The organism is Gimesia algae (assembly GCF_007746795.1).
GTDB lineage: Bacteria > Planctomycetota > Planctomycetia > Planctomycetales > Planctomycetaceae > Gimesia > Gimesia algae.
Genome location: NZ_CP036343.1, coordinates 4,366,793 through 4,385,837 on the forward strand (window position 1 = coordinate 4,366,793; position 19,045 = coordinate 4,385,837).

A 19,045-nucleotide genomic window follows, 5' to 3' on the forward strand; every position below is an offset into this window, starting at 1 on the left:
AAGAAACTGTCGATAATATAAGCCGAGTTCAGCGAGAGTTTTTCATACATTCATTTGAAATGTAAGGTCCACCGTCATTTTAATAACCTCGATTGAATACTAAATTGACTCTATCGGTAGTGCGCGCTGTTATGATCAGGTTCACGGTGATTCATAGAATAAACAAATTGAAAAAGAATTCCTATGGTTGGAAAGCCTACTAAGTTAAAGAAAAACAAGCCACTGCTGGGAAACCATCAGAAGTGCTGGATCTGGGGTAGAAACGCCGTCAGGGAAACCTTAATGACCGGTTTCTGGCAGATGTATGAATTACACTTGTCTGATCGTTTAACAACAGAAGATATCGAGCAGTTGGAACAACAGGCTGCACGATCAATCGTTCCTGTTTTCATTTCAACTGATAAAGAACTCACTCAAAAATGCCGTGCCAGTGATCACCAGGGAATGATCGCTAAAATGGCGCCGTTTCCTTATACATCGATTGAATTATTCAATCAACAGGAAATCACTTCCCCCCTCTTTCTGATCCTGGATCGGATTCAGGATCCGTTTAATTTTGGAGCAATCATCCGGTCTGCGGAGATCATGGGCGCAGACGGCATTTTCGTAGGATCCCATGAACAATGTGAGGTCACCAGCCTGGTCTGTCGCACATCAGCGGGTGCCGTGAATCATATCCCGCTCGTACAGACAGCCGATCTGATTTCGCTCTGTCGTGACTGGAAAAAGAACGGGATCAAAGTTGTGGGCACCGCCATGCAGGCGGCAGAGAAACTGACAGACTATAATTTCCAGCAATCGACGGCAATGATCGTAGGTAATGAAGGAACTGGAATCAGCCAGGATCTACTTGCGGAATGTACCAACCTGGTTCGCATCCCTCAACAGGGACGGACCGAATCCCTGAACGTCGCTATTTCTGCCAGTATTTTACTGTACGAAGCAAGTCGTCAACGACATTTCAGTTAAATACACTCTGAAGCTTAACCCGCTGGCGGTACTTCCGCAGTTCCTTCTTCGGCAGGAGTGGTTTGCGGCCCCATGAACCATTCGCTCATTTTCTGAATGATCACATACATGACGGGAACCATAAACACTCCAAACAATGTGGCTGCAGTCAGACCTGCCACCACTGCGGTTCCCAATGCCTGTCGACTGGCGGCACCGGCGCCCGAAGCAATCGCCAGTGGAATCGCTCCCAAAATCGCACTGAAAGCGGTCATCAGAATCGGACGGAAGCGCAGGTGGCAGGCTTCAATCGCTGCATCAGCAATGGATTTCCCTGACTCGCGCTGTAGCTTGGCAAATTCCACAATCAGAATGGCATTTTTACTCGCCAGCGCAATCAGTAAGACAAAACCCACCTGGGTGTAGATATTATTATCCAGACCGCGCAACATGGTGGCAAAGATAGCGCCAAAAATTCCAAGTGGAACAGACAGAATTACCGAAAGCGGGATGGTCCAGCTTTCATACTGAGCACATAAAAACAGATACACAAATACGATCGCCATCGCGAAGATGAACGGTGCCATGTTACCGGCTTCTATCTGCTGATAGGCAATACCCGTCCATTCATATCCAAATCCCTCGGGTAGAATTTCATCACATAATTGCTCCATCCGGGTGATGGCCTGACCAGAACTGTATCCAGACGCAGGGTTACCGGTGATAGAGGCAGTCGGATACAGATTGTAGTGGTCGACCTCCTGTGGCCCTGCAGAATCATTTACTTTGACCAGTGTATTCAAGGGCACCATCGTGCCTCTTTTATCTCTGACTTTCAACTGACCAATGTCTGAGACTTTACTGCGGTAATCTTCATCGGCCTGAACCATCACCTTGAAGACACGATTGAAGATGTTGAAATCGTTTACATAAGTAGAACCCAGATCGGCCTGCAGCGTATCAAAGACAGCGTCGAGCGGCACACCCATTTTGATGGCTTTTTCTCGATCTATATCCAGGTAAATCTGTGGCACTGTGGCACTGAAATTGGTATTCAGACCTGTCACAACCGGATCCGCGTTGCCACGATCCATTAAATCGGTGACTGTCATCTGCAGAACATCCATTCCAGCGGAATTCTTATCCTGAATCTGAATCTGAAACCCTCCGGCATTCCCCAGACCCTGGATAGCAGGCGGAATAAACGGGAAGGAAATGGATTCCTGTATCTGGGCCAGTTCTACATGCAACCTTTTCACCAGAGCAAACACGGAAAGATCGGGAGCCTGACGTTTACTCCAGTCCTCCAGTGCAATGATTGTCGTTGAGTAATTGGATGCATTCGAATTATTCAGGATCGAAAACCCACCCATCGTGATCACATGAGTCGCCGATGGCAGATCAGCGGAAATCTTATTGATTCGATTTTGCACTTCGCGAGTTCGATTCAGAGAAGCCCCATCCGGCAACTGGGTGTTGATGAAAATATATCCCTGGTCTTCATTAGGCAGGAATCCCCCCGGCACAGATACAAATCCCACTCCGGTAGCAGCAAAGATTGCTACCAATGGAATGATCATGATAAATGCGTGCCGTACGAAGGATCTGACAAATCTCATGTAAAAATTCTGTGAACGATCAAAGCACCAGTTAAATCCGCGGAAGAAAAGACCTCGACGTTCTTGAGTCTCTCGTAACATGAATCCACACATTGCCGGGCTCAAGGTTAATGCACAGACCGAGGAAAACAGGGTGGCAATCGAAATCGTTAGAGCGAACTGCCGATACAGGCGACCGGTAATTCCCGGCAGCACCATGGTCGGCACGAACACCGCCAGCAGCACCAGTGTCGTCGCGATCACCGGCCCGGTAATTTCCATCATCGCGATTTCTGTGGCTTTTTTAGGTGAACATTTTTCGGTATCCAGAATACGCGTCACGTTTTCGACAACCACGATCGCATCATCCACCACGATACCGATCACCAGCACGATACCAAACAGCGAAAGTGTATTAATCGTATATCCCATCGCCAGCATCACCGCCATTGTCCCCAGTAATGACACTGGAATCGTAACTGCGGGAATCAATGTGGCTCTGAAGTCCTGCAGAAAGACAAAGATCACGATAAACACCAGCACCAGCGCTACAACGAGTGTTTTTACCACTTCATCAATCGACGCTGTCACAAATTCAGTCGAGTCGTAGGGAACCGAATATTCCAGTCCTTTGGGAAAATCTTTGGAAAGGCGTTCGAGTACTTTCCTGGACTGCTCCGCGACATCCAGCGCATTGGCACCGGGTAACTGGTAAATAGCAATCAGAGCTGCAGGTTTACTATCCAACTGAGAATATCCGGAATAACTCTGGGCACCGAGTTCCACACGACCGATATCTTTGATGCGCGTGATCTGTCCTTCCTGGCCAGTCTTGACAATGATATCTTCAAATTCATCTGCGCTGGACAATCGCCCTAATGTCGTCACAGTCAGCTGAAAGTCCTGATCTTTGGGACTGGGCTCCTGCCCGATTTGGCCAGCGGCCACCTGAACGTTCTGTTGGCGCAAAGCGTCGACCACGTCGGTTGTTGTGATATTCCGCGTATCCATCTGGTTCGGATCCATCCAGATTCGCATCCCGAAATCGAGTGCATTCACGACGTTCACGTCACTGACGCCGCTGATACGTGATAATTCATCATTAATATTAATGGTAGCGTAGTTGCTCAAATAGAGTCCATCGAAGGTCTCATCTGGCGAATTCAGTGCAACCACCAGTGTCATATTCGTCGATTTTTTCTGAGTGGTGACTCCCTCACGTTTGACATCTTCAGGGAGAGAAGGATTGGCAATCGCTACCCGGTTCTGAACCAGGACGTTGGCCATATCCAGATCCGTTCCCACATCGAACGTCACCGTTAAGGTCATATTCCCGTCGCTGGTACTGCTGGATGACATGTACAACATGTTTTCCACCCCATTGACCTGCTCTTCAATGGGTGTGGCAACAGTATCAGAGACCACTTCCGCATCAGCACCACGATAGGTGGCCGTCACTGCGACAGTTGGGGGAGTAATGTCTGGAAATAATTCCACCGGCAGAAGAGGCAATGCGAGGGCTCCGACGATCGCGATAACAATCGAAACCACACTGGCAAAAATCGGATGGTAGATAAAAAACCGGGAAAACATCGTCGTCCGTTTCGTTATTTTTAGAGATCAGAATCACAACCCAGAGTTAAAGAAGTGTCACGAACCGCGAATTCTTTAGTTTGAGCCGGGTTTCGAGTCAGGCTGTGTTTTGACGGCTTTCCCATCGGTCGGGGCTGCGGGGCTTTGTTTCACTGATTTCGAAGCCGTAGTTTTGTTGGAAATCGTAACGGGACGACCAGGGCGTGCGCGTTGCAGCCCTTCATATATATATTTTTCACCCGGCTTGATTCCTTTCAGAATCACCCGCATGTTGTCTTCCACCTGGCCTATTTCAACGGGCCGTTTCTCGACCATGTTTTTCTCACCAACAACCAGCAGATATTTACCTGCCAGATCGGTACCGATGGCTACGTCATGTACCAGAACTGCTCCCGGGATGGGATTTCCAGGAACACGCACACGAACGTAGACACCGGGATAAAGTAATCTGCGAAGATTTTCGTCTTTGCTCTTTTCTGTATCACTCCCTGGGACAGTCGCCTTATTCTGCTGCCCGGCAGGTTTCTTTTGATTAGAATCCTGTGCAACAGGTCCTGGGACCTCAGGATTCGGGATCTTTGCCCGTAATTGAATCGTCCCTGTTCCGGGATCGACCTTGTTGTCCCAGAAATCAACGATTCCTTCATGCGGGTAACCTTCTTCATTGGACAAACCAACGTAAACCTTAATGGGATTCGGCCCGCCGGGGTCTCTGCCGTTTTTTAAAGCATTCAGCAGAATTCGTTCGCTCACATCGAAATACACATAAATCGGATCCATGGTTACGATCGTAGTGAGTAGTGTATTCTCTCCGGATCCTACCAGGTTACCGGCATCGACCAGGTTGCGACTGACGGAACCACTGATCGGTGCGCTGATGCTGGTATATCCCAGGTTGATTTTTGCCTGTTCGATATCTGCTTTGGCACCATCCACTGCCGCCTGCGCCCGTTCCTTGTCCGCTCTCGCATCATCGACATCCTGGGGAGTAACAGCCTGTTTTTTTAACAATATCAAATTACGTTCCAGAGTTGCCGTCGCGTCGATTAATTGAGCATTGGCTGCTTCCAGCGCTGCCTGGGCTTTATCCAGTGTTGCCTGATATTGATTGCGTTGAATTTCAAACAGTAACTGACCTTCCTTCACTTCCTCGGAAGGAGTGAACAGGACTTTTTCCAGAATCCCATCGGCGCGAGCCCGAATATCAACTGATGCGATGGACGCCAGCGTTCCCGTGAAGTCCTGATTAAAAATTACAGTCTTCTGCACAGGTTCCGCCACCGTTACTGCCGGGGGCTTCATCTGGGGAGGTGGAGGTGTAGAATTACATCCAAACAAAAGAATTATGGGAAACAAACAACAGGGAATTCTCAGATCAAACAAGCGAGTGGGCAATAGGTTCACAGTTCTCCCTTTAAATCTCGAACAAGACCTGCATGTCTTGAAGAATCGACGAATCTTAGCAGCTACCAATTCACAAGGATTGGATTAACAGGCATACTACTAATAAAAACACCTGAATTGCAATTGTCATTTCCCTGAAAAAGAGACTGGATCATAAAGATGCATGAATCTTCACTATTGCCTTCCACCTGGAATGTACCAGGAGAATTCAGAGACCGCATGGGCAAACAGGTTGGTCGCCAACGTACCATGATTGCAGAAGGGCATGCACTCATCATTTTACATGCCCCTCCCCATCCGGACGACATGAATCGGAAAGGACGATTTTTCTGGCGCGAACCGGAAGGTACCTGGCATGCATCCGAATTCAAAGGTGGCCCAGATGCACTCAACCAGCATCTGGAGGAATATCAGCAGTTGCTGGAAGACTTTGACGATAAGGTAGATGAGGCAGTCAATTCTCTGGAATACCTGGAAGTGTTGAATCATCTGGGACCGGTCTATCGTGCGTTGTGCCATATGACTCAGTCTCTGCAGATTGCGCGGGAGGCCATCCCAAAAGACAAACTGTTCATTGATTATCGTGACAGTTCATACCGTCTGGAACGTACTGCGGAACTGCTGATCGAAGATGCGAAAAATGCGCTGGACTATGTAGTCGCCAAACAGGCAGAAGAACAGGCCAAAGTTTCTGCCCGCATCGAAATGTCATCCCATCGCCTGAATCTGTTGATTGCGTATTTCTTCCCTATTGCCACACTGAGTGCAATTTTTGGATCGAATTTCCAGCATGGATATGAAAAACACATGATTCCCTACCCATTCTGGATTATGGTCGCCACCGGCCTGGCCTTGGGATTCGTCATTCATATTTTTCTCAAACGCGGTCCACGTTGATACGTTCGACTGGTATCTGGTCTAATGCATTTCAATCCTGCTGCTGGTCCAGCCGCTTTTGAAGCCACATAATGTTTTCAGCATCTGCTCTCTCAGAATGGGTGTCTGACACATTAGAGGCAGAAACAGATCCCGTCCCCAGCCCTTCAGCCAGCCATCCGATTGAAAAAACGGGGTCAACCAGCGAGTGACTTTCTGATAGTATAGAATCTTACTCCTTCGTAGAAGTTCGAACTGACGACACGCGATCGTAAAATCAGTCGTGTTCTTCAGGCATTCTGTAAACTCCCAGACATCTTCCAGAGCCAGATTCGCTCCCTGACCCAGGTGCGGACTGGTGGGATGGGCTGCATCTCCGAGAAAGACAATCCGATCGGCCCAACAGGATTCCATGGAAACATCGCGATACGTGGTAAAAGTCAATTCTTCAAAGCGCTCAATCTGTGCCAGTATTTCTTCAGCCTGAGGACAGAGTTGTCTGACATCCTTTTTCCAGACCTCTATTCCCTGGCGTTTGTACTGTGTGAACTGATCAGCCGTTAACCCCCAAAAGAAACTGCACTGGTTCTTCCCTATCGGAAGCAGACCTACCAGTTTTTTTGTCCCTTCCACCAGTTGTAACAACCGGTCCGTCACTGTGATACAGGAACCTGTTTTCCAGAGTGCACCATACTTGTAATCCACACACCGATGACGAATGCCTGAGGCATTACGCAATATCGAGCGGGCACCATCTGTCGCCACAATGCAGTCAAAGGGTTCACTTTGTTCTTCTTCATCCATTTCCAGGACCACCCCATCAACTGTCTGCCTGTAACCGGAGATTCGCGAGTTCTCTCTTATCTGAGCACCAGCCTTTCTGCTCAGATCCAGCAGCATGCTGAACAGCAATCCGCGATGGACTCCCAGACCGAAAAGCTGAGTTCGCAGGCGTTGATACTCCAGGAAAACCAGTCGCCCGCCTGTATGTTTGACTGCCTCAATATAATCCAGGCGGGCAGACTGCTGTTCAATCAGATCATATATTTTCAGCTGCTTTAGTACCGTCTGACCAATGGGCTGAATCAGAATCCCTGCCCCCACGGGTCTGCATTTTTCAGCCTGCTCATAAATCGTGACAGCGTGTCCCTGTTGCGCGAGAAGAAATCCAGCAGTTGTTCCTGCAATACCGCATCCAGTAATCGCTATTTTCATTATTGACTCTCTACAAGGAACCGCCTGCTCACGTCATAAACTGCCATTACACAATGCTCTTATTAGCGAATCATAGTCTTTCTGAGAAGCCGAATTTAAACAGGCAGGTTTCGCTTTCTATTCTACTGCCGATAATTTATCTTAACTGAAGCTGTGCTCATCCATGATCTGAAATCCCAGGAGTTGCAACCATGAGAATTGCCACCGGCGGTGTGCTGCATGAAACCAGTACTTACTCTTCCCTTCCCACCACACTTGATGATTTCATCAATGACCGGGGATTATTTCGTGGTAAAGAAATCATGGAAACTTTCCCGGGAGCAAATGTCTGTATCGGCGGATTCATTGATGGTGCCGAAAAACATGGATTTGAATTAATCCCACTGCTGTGGACCTTCGCATTTCCCAGCGGATTAATCGAGCGAAAAACGTATGATGATCTACTTACAGAATTTCTGGAGCGCCTGAAAGCAGAGGAAGACGAAAACGGTCCTGTGGATGGTGTGCTGCTCGATCTGCATGGTGCAATGGTCATAGATGGGATCGAGGATGGCGACGGACACTTCATCTCTCAAGTCAGGGAATACATCGGCCCGGAACGACCGATCCTGGTCACACCCGATATGCACGGCAATCATTCCCAACTCCGCGTCGAGCAGGCAACAGCAATTTTAGGTTACGACACATACCCGCACATCGACATGAATGAACGCGGACAGGAAGCAGCCGACCTCATCGTAAAAATTATCAATGGTGAAGTGAAACCGGTCATGACGCTTCGCCAGATCCCTTTGTTCTGGAGTACCGCATGCCAGGTAACAGCACACATGCCCATGAAAGAAGTCATGGACTATGCACACGAAATCGAAACGCGTTCCGGCATCTTAGGTGTAACGGTCTCGACAGGTTTTCCATGGGCTGATGTCCCCGATGTGGGACCTTCCCTGATTATCGTCGCAGACAATGATCAGGAACTCGCTGACAAAACTGCAGAAGAATTTGGCAACTGGATCTGGGAACGCCGTCGTCGCTGGTACAAACTGCCGTTCACAGTCAAAGAGGCCATCAAACAGGGAGAGGAGATCGGCAAATATCCGATCATCCTCGCCGATCATGCAGACAATACAGGTGGTGGCACAGCCGGCGACTCTACTGAAATTCTGCAGACTTTCCTGGATCAAAAACTTGATCAAGCGTTAATCCTGAATATTGTCGATCCCGACGTAGTCGCACTGGCCCAAAAAGCAGGAGTGGGAGGTGAGATTGAAACTGAAGTCGGTGGTAAATCAGACCCGATCCAGGGGCCTCCGGTAAAAATGAAAGCAGAAGTCAAAGCGCTTTCAGAAGGAAAATTCAAATACGATGGCCCCATGTATGCAGGCTTGACCGGAAACATGGGACCTTCGGCCTGGATTCAACAGGACGGCGTTTCCGTGGTGGTTGTGACAGCTCGTGAGCAACCCTTTGGGCCTGCTTTCTCGAAAACACTGGGAATCGATTGTGAATCGATGAAGTATATTTCCGTGAAATCGTCAGCGCATTTCCGGGCCAGCTTTGAACCGTTTGCCGGTTCCATTTTCAACGTGGAAGCGAAAGCCATCCACACACACGATTTCGCGAAACTCAACCACCAGCGGAGAAACAGGGACTTTTATCCGGTAGAAATCCCCTACGAGAGCGCACCAGAAGTTTAGACTGTGTCCATTTTACTGTAGCGTCTCCCGGTCCATTTGGACCGGGCATACCAGATTGAGAGACGCTATGGTGAAATGTGATACACTCTAGACTCAGCCTTTGACCTTAAATCCCATTTGCTGCAGTGCTTCCCGTACACGGTCCAACTGGTCGCCTTGAATTTCGAGTTCATCCTCTTTCAGGGCGCCGCCGGCACCACACCGGTCTTTCAGTTGTTTCAGCAGTTCAGGCAGGTCATTTCCCTCAATAGGCAAACCTCGAACTACGGTAACGCGTTTGCCCTTTTTACGTTTTTCCACAGACAGCTTTGCAGTCTGCTGTTCGGGAGGAATGCGAAACGCTGGTTCGGGAGGGCAGATACACTCTTCTTCCAGTTGCTCACATTTCTCACAACGGAGAGGTCGGTCAAACGGAGTCCCTTCAAATAAGCGCATGAATACCCTTTCAAACGGAATTCGATTAAGAAACCCGCGATTCCAGTTCTTCCCAGCGTTCGAGTAAAGATTCCAGTTCCTGCTGAATCGCTGCCACGCGTGTCGTCGCCTCAGCGATCACTTCAGTCGACTGTTTGAAAAAATCGGGAGAACCCATCGTGCTCTGCAACGCGACCTGTTCCTGTTCCAGTTTTTCAATCCGCTGCGGCATCTGCTCCAGTTCCCGTTCTTCTTTAAAACTCAGTTTGGCTGCTTTCGACTTTTCAACTTTTGGTTCCGGTTTGGTCTCTACAGCATTTTTCTGATCATCCGATTCCTGACTGGCTTCTGACTGATAGATATAATCATCGTAGCCGCCCGCGTATTCCTTGACCTGCCCTCCTTCTTCAAATACCAGCGTCGCCGTCACCACATTATTGAGAAAGGCACGATCATGGCTCACCAGCAAAAGCGTTCCGGGGTGATTACTAATCAGCTCTTCCAGGAGTTCGAGAGTCTCTGCATCCAGATCGTTGGTCGGTTCGTCCAGCACCATCAGATTGGTCGGCCTGGTAAACAGCTTCGCCAGCAACAGGCGATTTCGTTCTCCCCCCGAAAGATAGCGGGCCGGTCGACGTGCCCGTTCCGGTGTAAACAGAAAGTCCTGCAGATATCCATAAATATTTCTAGGCTGGCCATTAATCGTGAGTGTCTGCTGCCCTTCGCCGACATTTTCAATCACTGTTTTTTCTTCTTCAATCTGTTCGCGTAACTGATCAAAGTAGAGAATTTCCAGATTGGTCCCCTGGCGAATGGTCCCCGAATCCGGCTTCAGTTCCCCAAGCAACAGCTTCAACAGTGTCGTTTTGCCGGCTCCATTGCGACCGATAATTCCAATCTTGTCTCCACGTGAGATCAGGGTTGTCAGGTTTTGAATCACCGGTTCATCGTCATACGAGAATGTGACATCCTTCGCCTCGATCACCAGCTGGCCAGAGCGATCTGCAGTCGCAACCTGCATATTGACATTGCCCACCCGATTTCTTCGCTCGCTGCGTTCTTCACGCATTTTTTTCAATGCTCGTACGCGACCTTCATTGCGCGTGCGACGTGCTTTAATCCCCTGCCGGATCCAGACTTCTTCCTCTGCCAGCTTTTTGTCAAACAGCGCATTCTGTTTTTCCTCGGCTTCCAGAAAAGCTTCTTTGCGTTTGAGGAACGTGTCATAATCGCAGGTCCAGTCATAGATCTTCCCGCGATCAATTTCGATGATACGCGTTGCCAGTGCCTGCAAAAACACCCGGTCGTGGGTCACGAACAGCAGGGTTCCTTCGTACGACTGTAGAAACTGTTCCAGCCACTTGATCGCCGGAATATCCAGGTGGTTAGTCGGTTCATCCAACAGAAGAATATCGGGGGATTGCACAATCGAAGCTGCCAGGAGCACGCGTCGCTTCATACCTGAAGACAACGATTCGAAATTATCATCGCCGTTAAGGTCCATTCGGGAGAGAATCCGCTCGACAGCGTGTTCGGTCTCCCAGTCATGTTCAAAGAACGGCGCAGCTGCCTCGGCCACATAATCGTGAATTCTTCCTGTGTCGCCTCCTGGCACTTCCTGGATCAACCGGGCAATCCGCACATCTTTATCCCGTTTGATTTGTCCATCATCGGGGTCTAACTCACCGGCGATCATCTTCATGAGCGTCGATTTCCCCGCACCATTTCGCCCCAGCAGACCAATGCGTTCGCCCGCATAAATTTCCAGGCTGATTTCATCCAGCAGCGGAGGTCCACTCCACGTAAAGGAGACTTGATTAATACTCAACAGAGACATACCGCGATACTTCCGATCACACTGCTATAAAAAAACCCGACTCTGAAAGTCGGGTATCCTGGAGACACCGGCATAGTATGTTCAACTCAGTTGATTTCTGCAATACCTGCGACAGGAGTCTCTCGTGCGAAGATCAGGATCAAACAGTATTACAGGCGGCGTCTGCCTGAGAGCAGTCCCAGAACCGCACAAAACAGCGCTGCACCAATGATCGACCAGACGATGGGATAATTTCTGCCCCCCAGATTTAAAGAGAAGATTTCTGGCAGCCCCAGCAGCATGGCTAATTTACTGCCTAGAAGCGCACCGATAAATCCCAACGCGATGGAAACCAGACAGCCGCCGCGCGTACTACCCGCCAATCCTCTGGCAATACTGCCACAGAGCCCAGCCACGACCAGTAAAATGATAAATTCGGTCAGGTCCATTGAGTTCCTCAACTGCTTCTGATTGATTATATAGTTATGAGATCAGATTCATGGGAAAATAGCTTTTCAGCTGCCAATACTCTAGATCGCATCACATTTAACGAAAGCGTCTCTCGATCTATTATACTCGGTCCAAATGGCCTTGAAGACGCTACAGTAAAACTGGACACAGTCTAGGTCAGAAATGACTGTCTGTCCAGACACAGTTTAAGGCATCGAAGCCGGTCCTCTTTCGGAACAGGCAAATCATTTCATATTTCTGTTTGTTGATCTGAAATACTCGCTCCCGGTATGGCATTTTGTTAGCATGATATCAGACAATAGAGACCAGCAAACCTAATATTCCTGATTATACCTGCAACAGAGAGGCCCCACCGTGTGCTCATTGCTTCGACCTGTTTCTTTTCTGCTCACACTTCTGCTCTTCACTTCATTCAACCAGGCTGGGGAAAAATCGGACCAGAATGATCCGGCACTCGTTCCCCCTCCCATCAATACAAATCCTGGCAAAGAATATGCAGATGACACACGCATGTTCCAGGGGATCCCCGGTCTGTCACGCGCTGCCAACGGACGCCTGTGGGCACTCTGGTATGCCGGTGGAACGGGTGAAGGTGAACTGAACTATGTGGTTCTCGTCACCAGTGGTGATGATGGTAAAACATGGTCGGGTCCCAAACTGGTGATTGATCCTCCCGGTCCCGTCCGTGCGTATGACCCGGCAATCTGGCATGATCCCAGTGGTCGCATGTGGGTCTTCTGGGCTCAATCCTATCGCTGGTGGGATGGCCGCAGTGGTGTCTGGGCGATTACTTCTGATGATTCCGATCAGGAAAACCCGAAATGGACAGAACCCCGCCGCCTGTGTAACGGCATCATGATGAATAAGCCTACCGTTCTTTCAAACGGAGACTGGTTGTTGCCGGTTGCGATCTGGAAACAGCCCGCTAAAGAATCCATTGAACACCGTTTTGATCTGCCCAAAGAACGTGGCGGAAATATTTTCATTTCAAAAGACCAGGGAAAATCATTTCAGCTGCTCGGACAAACGGATGTACCCGAACGAACATTTGACGAACACATGGTTGTGGAACGCAAAGACAACAGTCTCTGGACACTGGTCAGAACCCGCTATGGAATTGGTGAATCCAGTTCCACTGACGGGGGAAAGACCTGGTCGGAGGGAAAAGCTTCTGACATACCGCATGTGAATGCCCGGTTTTTCATTCGGCGTCTGAAATCGGGGAATCTGCTAATGGTCCGACATAACCCCGCAGACAAAAAATCCCGCCGTGATTTGACTGCGTTTCTCTCAAAAGATGATGGAAAAACATGGCAGGGAGGCTTACTTCTGGATGAACGGCCAGGTGTCTCTTATCCGGATGGAGTTCAAAGCGATGATGGTACGATTTACATCATCTATGATTTTGCACGGACGCGAGATAAGAAAATCCTGATGGCGACCTTTACAGAAGAAGATGTACTGGCGGGTAAGCCAGTCTCTGGCCAAGCGCGTCTGCGTATTCTCGTCAATCAGGCAACGGGAACAGAAAAATAAGAATACCAGATTTTCAAGCCAGCTGATTTAACCAGAGGAACTGAAGTATGCGGCATTTTCTATGTTTTCTTTCTCTCGTTTTCAGCCTGTCTCTGACAACAGCACCACTCGATGCGGCAGAGCAGCGTAATGTACTGATTCTATTTTCTGACAATCAGAACTGGAACGATTGTGGCTGCTATGGAAATTCCGTCGTCAAAACTCCACACATCGATCAGTTGGCTCGAGAAGGAACCCGTTATCAAAATGCATTCGCAACCACTGCTTCCTGCGGGCCCTCGCGCGGCGTCTTCTACACGGGCCTGCATGTGCATGCTAACGGGCAATATGGGCATCCTCATGGAGACCATAATTTTCGACTGAAACCGAAAGTCGAAACAGTTTTTGCCTTGCTGGATAAAAACCAGTATCGCACGGCGATGATCGGGAAATACCATCTCTTCCCGGAAGACACCACTATCGATTTCCAACCCAAAGTCAGCGGCTACCGTGTCAAAGAGATGGCAGATCTGGCAACGGAATTTTTGAATCAGAAGAGCGAGAAACCCTTTTTTCTGGTGATGGGATATCACGATCCACACCCCACTTCACGCACACAACCGGAATGGGGCGTTAAGGTCAAAGAATCCGGGATGTCGCTTACGAACTATGACCCGCAAAAGATTTCAGTCCCCTCGTATCTGCCAGACCGTCCCGAAGTTCGCGAAGGATTAGCCGGCTATTACCAGCAGATCAGTTATCTCGATGAAGGCATCGGTTGTGTCTTGAAAGCGCTGGAAGCAGCGGGTCAGGCAGACAACACACTCGTCATTTTCACCAGCGACCATGGCTCCTCTGAACCGGGGGCAATGGCTAATCACTATGACCCCGGAGTGCGTATTCCCTTCATTATCCGTGATCCAATACTACCCGAGGCAGAACGGGGAGTCGTCTCCGATGCGATGGTTTCGCTGCTGGATATCACTCCCACTGTACTGGACTGGACGGATACAAAGGGACCGAAATACAAGCTGCACGGACGCAGTATCCTGCCAACTGTCGGAAAAGAACATACCCCCGACTGGGATGAGGTCTGCCTGAGTCATGTGTTTCATGAGGTCACCATGTATTATCCCATGCGGACGCTGCGGACCCGCGATTACAAACTGATCTGGAACCTGGAATGGCGTTCAAAGTATCCGTTACCCATCGACACTCTTTCAAGGGCAACCTGGAATGAAACCTTGAAGCTGCAAGAACCAGTTCTCGGCCAGCGCAGTGTGCATAAATTCCTGTTCCGAGATGAAGTTGAGCTGTATGATCTCAAACAGGATCCAGATGAAGTTGTCAATCTGGCCTGCCAGCCGGAATACCAGGCTCTGAGAAAAGAACTCTCGGAGAAATTGCTGGAGCACTTAAAGCAAACCGATGACCTGTGGCTCAAACAGTACACCCTGCCGATCTCCTGTGCATCAGAAGTTGAAGAACAAGAAGCTGCATATAAGCCTCTGTTCAATGGGCGCGATTTAACAGGTTGGACGCTCAAGCGTGCCAATCGCAAAGGCTACCACGTCAAAGAGGGGAAACTGGTCTGCCCTGCTGACGGGGGAGGTTTTCTGTTTACCGAAAAAGAATACGCAGACTTCAGCCTGAAATTTGATTTCAAACTGACGAAAGCTGCCAACAACGGGATTGCAGTTCGCTGTCCGCTGGTAGACCAAAAGCCCGCTTATGAAGGTATGGAAATCCAGGTCCTCGACAATAAAGGCTATCCCAAAAAACTGAAACCAGCCCAATATCACGGCTCGGTTTACGATGTGATTCCAGCAAAACGCGGCGCTCTGAAACCGGTTGGTGAATGGAATCACGAAGAAATCATCTGCCGCGGATCAAAAATCACGGTGATCGTGAATGAGATACCTGTACTACAAACCAATCTGGCTGATATCAAAGACGAGCAGGTGCGCGCCCGGCACCCGGGACTCAAGAATCAACGTGGGCATATTGGACTGCTGGGACATGGCAGTCATGTAGAGTATAAAAATATTCGCATCAAAGAATTTTAAGCCTCGTAATTAATTTCTCTCAGGGGAAAATCATGACTGAGAAACCAGAAAGTCGTCGTACATTTCTCAAACAGTCAGCGGCAGTGAGCGTCGCCGCCAGCCAGTTGACGTCCCTCGCGCCCGCGAAAGCATACCAGTCAAATGAACGGCTCCGCATCGGAATTATTGGTCCAGGGCGACGGGGATTCGGTTCTCACGTGAAAACACTGGTGAAACTTCGCAATGAAAAAGGGGCGAATCTCGATATTACCGGCATCAATGATGTCTATGCGGTGCACCGCGATCAGGCAGTGGACTATATCAAAAAAGAGACGGGACAAACTCCTAAAACCTTCGAAGACTACCGTGACTTACTGAATGATAAAGAGATCGACGCCGTCTGCATCGCAACTCCTGATCACTGGCATGCAAAACAGGTTCTGGATGCTCTAAAAGCAGGCAAACACGTCTATTGTGAAAAACCGATGACGCATCATATCTCGGAAGCCATGGAGGTCGTTGACGCCTGGAAAAAATCGGGACTGGTCGTCCAGGTTGGTGTGCAGTCCACCAGCATGCCGATCTGGAATGAAGTGCGCGCGCTCGTCGATGAGGGCAAACTCGGAAAAATCGTCCAGTTTCAGGCAGAATCGTTTCGAAATTCTCTGGGAGGCATGTCCCGTCATAATGTCATCACCAAAGAAATGACTCCCCGGACTGTCGACTGGAAACGCTGGCTGGGTGTCGAAGAGGGTCTTGCTCCTGATTTGCCATTCGACCGCGCAACTTATGGACAATGGCGCTGCTACTGGCCTTTCGGCTACGGAATGTATTCCGACCTGTTCGTGCATCGTGTCACAGCCATGCTGAAAGCCACCGGGTTGATGTATCCTGGGCGCGTGGTTGGCGGTGGGGGAATTTTCTTGGAGTATGATGACCGGGAAGTCACCGATGTAGCTTCGATTATTGCCGATTTCCATGAAGGTGTCCAGGGGCTGGTTTCCAGCACGATGATCTCCAGCGAAGTCCCCATCCGACATCTGATTCGTGGTCACCATGGGACGGTTGTCTTTGACAAAAATGTGTTCGGGCAGCGGCAGGCTTATGAATTTATCCCCGAACGTCCACAGGTGACACTCGACAGCACATTAAAGCGGGAGGAAGTCGTCTCCGAGCGCGTTCCCGACCAGACACAACTGCACTTCGAAAACTTCCTGGCTGCTGTGAAAGCCGAAAATCCCTCGCTGGTTAACAATTCGCCGGAATTGGGGGCAGCGGCGATTATGGTCGTTAATCTTGCAGTTCGCAGTTATCGTGAAGGGAAAGTATTCCAGGTCGAACGTGAATCTCTCAAAATCAACAATGGTAACTCCAGCTGGGCTGACGACTGGGAAACCATGTCGAAAGCACATAGTAAGCCCCGGCACGTTGCAGGCTGGCACGCAGGTGACAGGGGGAGTATTCTCATTCCCCCTAAATATCAGAAACTGGCTGGTCCCTGGATTGATGGCAAGCCGCCTGAAAATACCTGAGATCGCATTCGCTTACTGTTCCAGAAATTCATAAAGTTCCATCCAGCGGACTTCCAGTTCTCCGATCTCTTCGACCAGCGGCTGCATTTCATCATGGAGTTCCTGTGCCTGTTCAGGGCTCGTCGCTTTCAGGAATTTCTTGTTGATCTCGTTCCGCTGCTCATCGAGTTGGGCTATTTTGCGTTCGATAGCAGAAAGTTCTTTCCGGGCGTTTTTGATTTTACCGCCCAGACCTTTTTCGCGAGGTGCCACATTTTTTTCTTCCTGTTTGGCAATCGAAGCCTGATTCTGCTCGCGGTGTCCCTCAGCCACTTCTTTCTTCACACGATAAAGATAGGCGTCGTAATCGCCTTCATAGCTTTTCACCGTACCGTTTACCACTTCAATGACATCGGTGGCCACTTTACTCATAAAGTGGCGATCGTGGCTGGTGAATATCACCGTCCCCTGAAATTTCACCAACGCATTTCCTAAGGCTTCCACTGTTTCGACATCGAGATGGTTACCTGGTTCGTCCAGAATCAATATGGAGTAGTTGCCCAGCAGAATTCCCGCCAGACACAAACGCGCCCGCTCACCCCCACTGAGAACTTTAATGGGTTTATCCAAAGCCTGTTCCTTGAACAGGAAGCTGCCTGCGACCGCCAGAATCTGCTGATTCGTCGTCCCGGGAGCCGACTCTAATTCCAGGTAGTCACGAATCGTCTGCTCCGGGGGCAATGACGTATAGACATGCTGTGCGTAACAGGCGACATTACAGTGATAGCCCCATTTAAGACTGCCGTCTAATGGTTTGAGCGAACCGGTAATGGAGCGCAGGAAGGTCGTTTTTCCCTGTCCGTTATCGCCTACAATCGCCGCCCGTGAACCATGCTCAATCTCCAGATTAATATTGTCGGCAACACGGTTCTTGGGATAACCGATTGCCAGATCATCGCAGATTAATGCAATTCCCTGTCGCTTCTCTGTTTGAGGAATGATGATGTTGACTGTCGATTCTGCTCCCTCGATCTCGGTCAGAGTCAGTCGCGCCAGCTGTTTTTCTTTACTGCGTGCCTGTGAAGCAGTATTGGCGCCTGCCTTGTTTTTTGCAATGAAAGTTTCCAATTGACGACGTTTTGCCAGTACCGTCGCATTGGTTCGTTCATCACGCTCTTTGAGGATTTCCTGATTCTCCAGATACTGATCCACATGCCCATTATACAGGGTCAGTTTCCCCCGTTTGAGTTCCAGCGTCTGATTACAGATTGCCTTGAGGAAGGTCCGATCGTGAGAAACGACGAGCACTGCGCCCCGGTAATCTTTCAAAAAATCTTCCAACAGCAGCTGTGTGCGCAGGTCAAGAAAGTTGGTGGGTTCGTCCAGCATCAGAAAATTCGGGTCATGCAGCAATAAAGCCGCCAGTTTAACCCGGGTCTGCCAACCACCGGAAAGTTCTTTGACGGGACCATTCAGAAAGCGGCCTTTCAATTCGAATTCACCAGCAACCGCACCACAACGCCAGTCGGGTTGACCACTGTCGCGCATTAGAAAATCCAGTGCACTTTCGCCAGCGTGAAACGGATCATGCTGCCTGAGATAGCCTACCCGGAGATCAGGATGACGGACGATTTGTCCACTGTCGACCGATTCTTCTTCCAACAGGATCCTCAACAAAGTGGATTTCCCGGCACCGTTTCGGCCAATGAAGCCAATTTTCTGCTCATCCGCGAGCGCAATCGATGCCTCTTTCAGAAGTTCCTGAGCACCATAACTCTTTGTCACATTTGATATTTCAATCAGCGTCGCCATCACTCATCTCTATACTTGAACGGAAAACCTCAATGTTAAGCGTATACACGAGGACAGAGAAGATAACGGGAAGACGCAATCAATTCAATTGATCATGTGTGATGGCTTCTAAACTCAAATCGACTCGCCTCAT

Annotated in this window: 13 protein-coding genes; 6 read left to right on the forward strand and 7 right to left on the reverse strand. The window is 49.4% G+C overall.

Annotation, left to right across the window (positions count from 1 at the left end; all coding sequences use genetic code 11):
- The first annotated feature begins 183 nt into the window (after positions 1 to 183).
- The gene (gene rlmB, locus Pan161_RS16175; protein ID WP_145228631.1) at positions 184 to 969 is read left to right on the forward strand and encodes a 23S rRNA (guanosine(2251)-2'-O)-methyltransferase RlmB; all 786 of its coding nucleotides are present in this window, start codon (positions 184 to 186) and stop codon (positions 967 to 969) included.
- Positions 970 to 983: 14 nt separating this feature from the next.
- Here rlmB and Pan161_RS16180 read toward each other — a convergent pair whose 3' ends face one another.
- Both Pan161_RS16180 and Pan161_RS16185 read right to left on the reverse strand, forming a co-directional pair.
- Positions 984 to 4,139 (reverse strand): efflux RND transporter permease subunit, encoded by a 3,156-nt coding sequence (locus Pan161_RS16180; protein ID WP_145228632.1) that lies wholly within the window; start codon positions 4,137 to 4,139, stop codon positions 984 to 986.
- Positions 4,140 to 4,214: 75 nt separating this feature from the next.
- Positions 4,215 to 5,441, reverse strand: coding sequence for an efflux RND transporter periplasmic adaptor subunit (locus Pan161_RS16185; RefSeq protein ID WP_261342983.1), 1,227 nt, complete (start codon positions 5,439 to 5,441; stop codon positions 4,215 to 4,217).
- Positions 5,442 to 5,702: 261 nt separating this feature from the next.
- On the opposite strand from Pan161_RS16185, the gene Pan161_RS16190 reads away from it, so the two are divergent.
- Positions 5,703 to 6,440 (forward strand): CorA family divalent cation transporter, encoded by a 738-nt coding sequence (locus Pan161_RS16190; RefSeq protein WP_145228634.1) that lies wholly within the window; start codon positions 5,703 to 5,705, stop codon positions 6,438 to 6,440.
- Between the two features lie 21 nt (positions 6,441 to 6,461).
- Here the strand turns inward: Pan161_RS16190 and Pan161_RS16195 are convergent, their stop codons facing one another.
- The gene (locus Pan161_RS16195; RefSeq protein WP_145228635.1) at positions 6,462 to 7,634 is read right to left on the reverse strand and encodes an FAD-dependent oxidoreductase; all 1,173 of its coding nucleotides are present in this window, start codon (positions 7,632 to 7,634) and stop codon (positions 6,462 to 6,464) included.
- Between the two features lie 191 nt (positions 7,635 to 7,825).
- Here Pan161_RS16195 and Pan161_RS16200 point away from each other — a divergent pair, with 191 nt between their 5' ends.
- Positions 7,826 to 9,328, forward strand: a complete 1,503-nt coding sequence (locus Pan161_RS16200; protein WP_145228636.1) for a M81 family metallopeptidase — start codon at positions 7,826 to 7,828, stop codon at positions 9,326 to 9,328.
- Between the two features lie 93 nt (positions 9,329 to 9,421).
- Here Pan161_RS16200 and Pan161_RS16205 read toward each other — a convergent pair whose 3' ends face one another.
- From Pan161_RS16205 to Pan161_RS16215, 3 genes are all read right to left on the reverse strand, one after another.
- Positions 9,422 to 9,763, reverse strand: a complete 342-nt coding sequence (locus Pan161_RS16205; RefSeq protein ID WP_145228637.1) for a translation initiation factor — start codon at positions 9,761 to 9,763, stop codon at positions 9,422 to 9,424.
- Between the two features lie 25 nt (positions 9,764 to 9,788).
- Complete coding sequence (locus Pan161_RS16210; RefSeq protein WP_145228638.1) at positions 9,789 to 11,579, reverse strand: ATP-binding cassette domain-containing protein; 1,791 nt, start codon at positions 11,577 to 11,579, stop codon at positions 9,789 to 9,791.
- Between the two features lie 149 nt (positions 11,580 to 11,728).
- Positions 11,729 to 12,007: a GlsB/YeaQ/YmgE family stress response membrane protein gene (locus tag Pan161_RS16215; protein ID WP_145228639.1), complete on the reverse strand. Its 279-nt coding sequence runs from the start codon at positions 12,005 to 12,007 to the stop codon at positions 11,729 to 11,731.
- A 376-nt stretch (positions 12,008 to 12,383) separates the two neighbouring features.
- Between Pan161_RS16215 and Pan161_RS16220 the strand changes: the two genes are divergently transcribed.
- The 3 genes from Pan161_RS16220 to Pan161_RS16230 are packed head-to-tail and all read left to right on the forward strand — an operon-like array spanning position 12,384 to position 17,121.
- On the forward strand, positions 12,384 to 13,565 hold the full coding sequence (locus Pan161_RS16220) for a sialidase family protein (RefSeq protein WP_197995343.1): 1,182 nt from the start codon (positions 12,384 to 12,386) through the stop codon (positions 13,563 to 13,565).
- Positions 13,566 to 13,612: 47 nt separating this feature from the next.
- Entirely contained in the window at positions 13,613 to 15,610 is a 1,998-nt protein-coding gene (locus tag Pan161_RS16225) for a sulfatase-like hydrolase/transferase (RefSeq protein ID WP_145228640.1), read from the forward strand.
- A gap of 32 nt (positions 15,611 to 15,642) precedes the next feature.
- Complete coding sequence (locus tag Pan161_RS16230; protein ID WP_145228641.1) at positions 15,643 to 17,121, forward strand: Gfo/Idh/MocA family protein; 1,479 nt, start codon at positions 15,643 to 15,645, stop codon at positions 17,119 to 17,121.
- Between the two features lie 12 nt (positions 17,122 to 17,133).
- Here Pan161_RS16230 and Pan161_RS16235 read toward each other — a convergent pair whose 3' ends face one another.
- On the reverse strand, positions 17,134 to 18,912 hold the full coding sequence (locus Pan161_RS16235) for an ABC transporter ATP-binding protein (RefSeq protein WP_145228642.1): 1,779 nt from the start codon (positions 18,910 to 18,912) through the stop codon (positions 17,134 to 17,136).
- Positions 18,913 to 19,045 lie beyond the last annotated feature (133 nt).

What these genes read in the sequence shown, in the direction of transcription:
- Pan161_RS16215 (WP_145228639.1), bottom strand. Translation starts at nt 12,007, where the DNA reads ATGGACCTGACCGAATTTATCATTTTACTGGTCGTGGCTGGGCTCTGT.
- Pan161_RS16180 (WP_145228632.1), bottom strand. Translation starts at nt 4,139, where the DNA reads ATGTTTTCCCGGTTTTTTATCTACCATCCGATTTTTGCCAGTGTGGTT.
- Pan161_RS16235 (WP_145228642.1), bottom strand. Translation starts at nt 18,912, where the DNA reads ATGGCGACGCTGATTGAAATATCAAATGTGACAAAGAGTTATGGTGCT.
- Pan161_RS16185 (WP_261342983.1), bottom strand. Translation starts at nt 5,441, where the DNA reads ATGAAGCCCCCGGCAGTAACGGTGGCGGAACCTGTGCAGAAGACTGTA.
- Pan161_RS16225 (WP_145228640.1), top strand. Translation starts at nt 13,613, where the DNA reads ATGCGGCATTTTCTATGTTTTCTTTCTCTCGTTTTCAGCCTGTCTCTG.
- Pan161_RS16200 (WP_145228636.1), top strand. Translation starts at nt 7,826, where the DNA reads ATGAGAATTGCCACCGGCGGTGTGCTGCATGAAACCAGTACTTACTCT.
- Pan161_RS16210 (WP_145228638.1), bottom strand. Translation starts at nt 11,579, where the DNA reads ATGTCTCTGTTGAGTATTAATCAAGTCTCCTTTACGTGGAGTGGACCT.
- Pan161_RS16195 (WP_145228635.1), bottom strand. Translation starts at nt 7,634, where the DNA reads ATGAAAATAGCGATTACTGGATGCGGTATTGCAGGAACAACTGCTGGA.
- Pan161_RS16190 (WP_145228634.1), top strand. Translation starts at nt 5,703, where the DNA reads ATGCATGAATCTTCACTATTGCCTTCCACCTGGAATGTACCAGGAGAA.
- Pan161_RS16205 (WP_145228637.1), bottom strand. Translation starts at nt 9,763, where the DNA reads ATGCGCTTATTTGAAGGGACTCCGTTTGACCGACCTCTCCGTTGTGAG.
- rlmB (WP_145228631.1), top strand. Translation starts at nt 184, where the DNA reads ATGGTTGGAAAGCCTACTAAGTTAAAGAAAAACAAGCCACTGCTGGGA.
- Pan161_RS16230 (WP_145228641.1), top strand. Translation starts at nt 15,643, where the DNA reads ATGACTGAGAAACCAGAAAGTCGTCGTACATTTCTCAAACAGTCAGCG.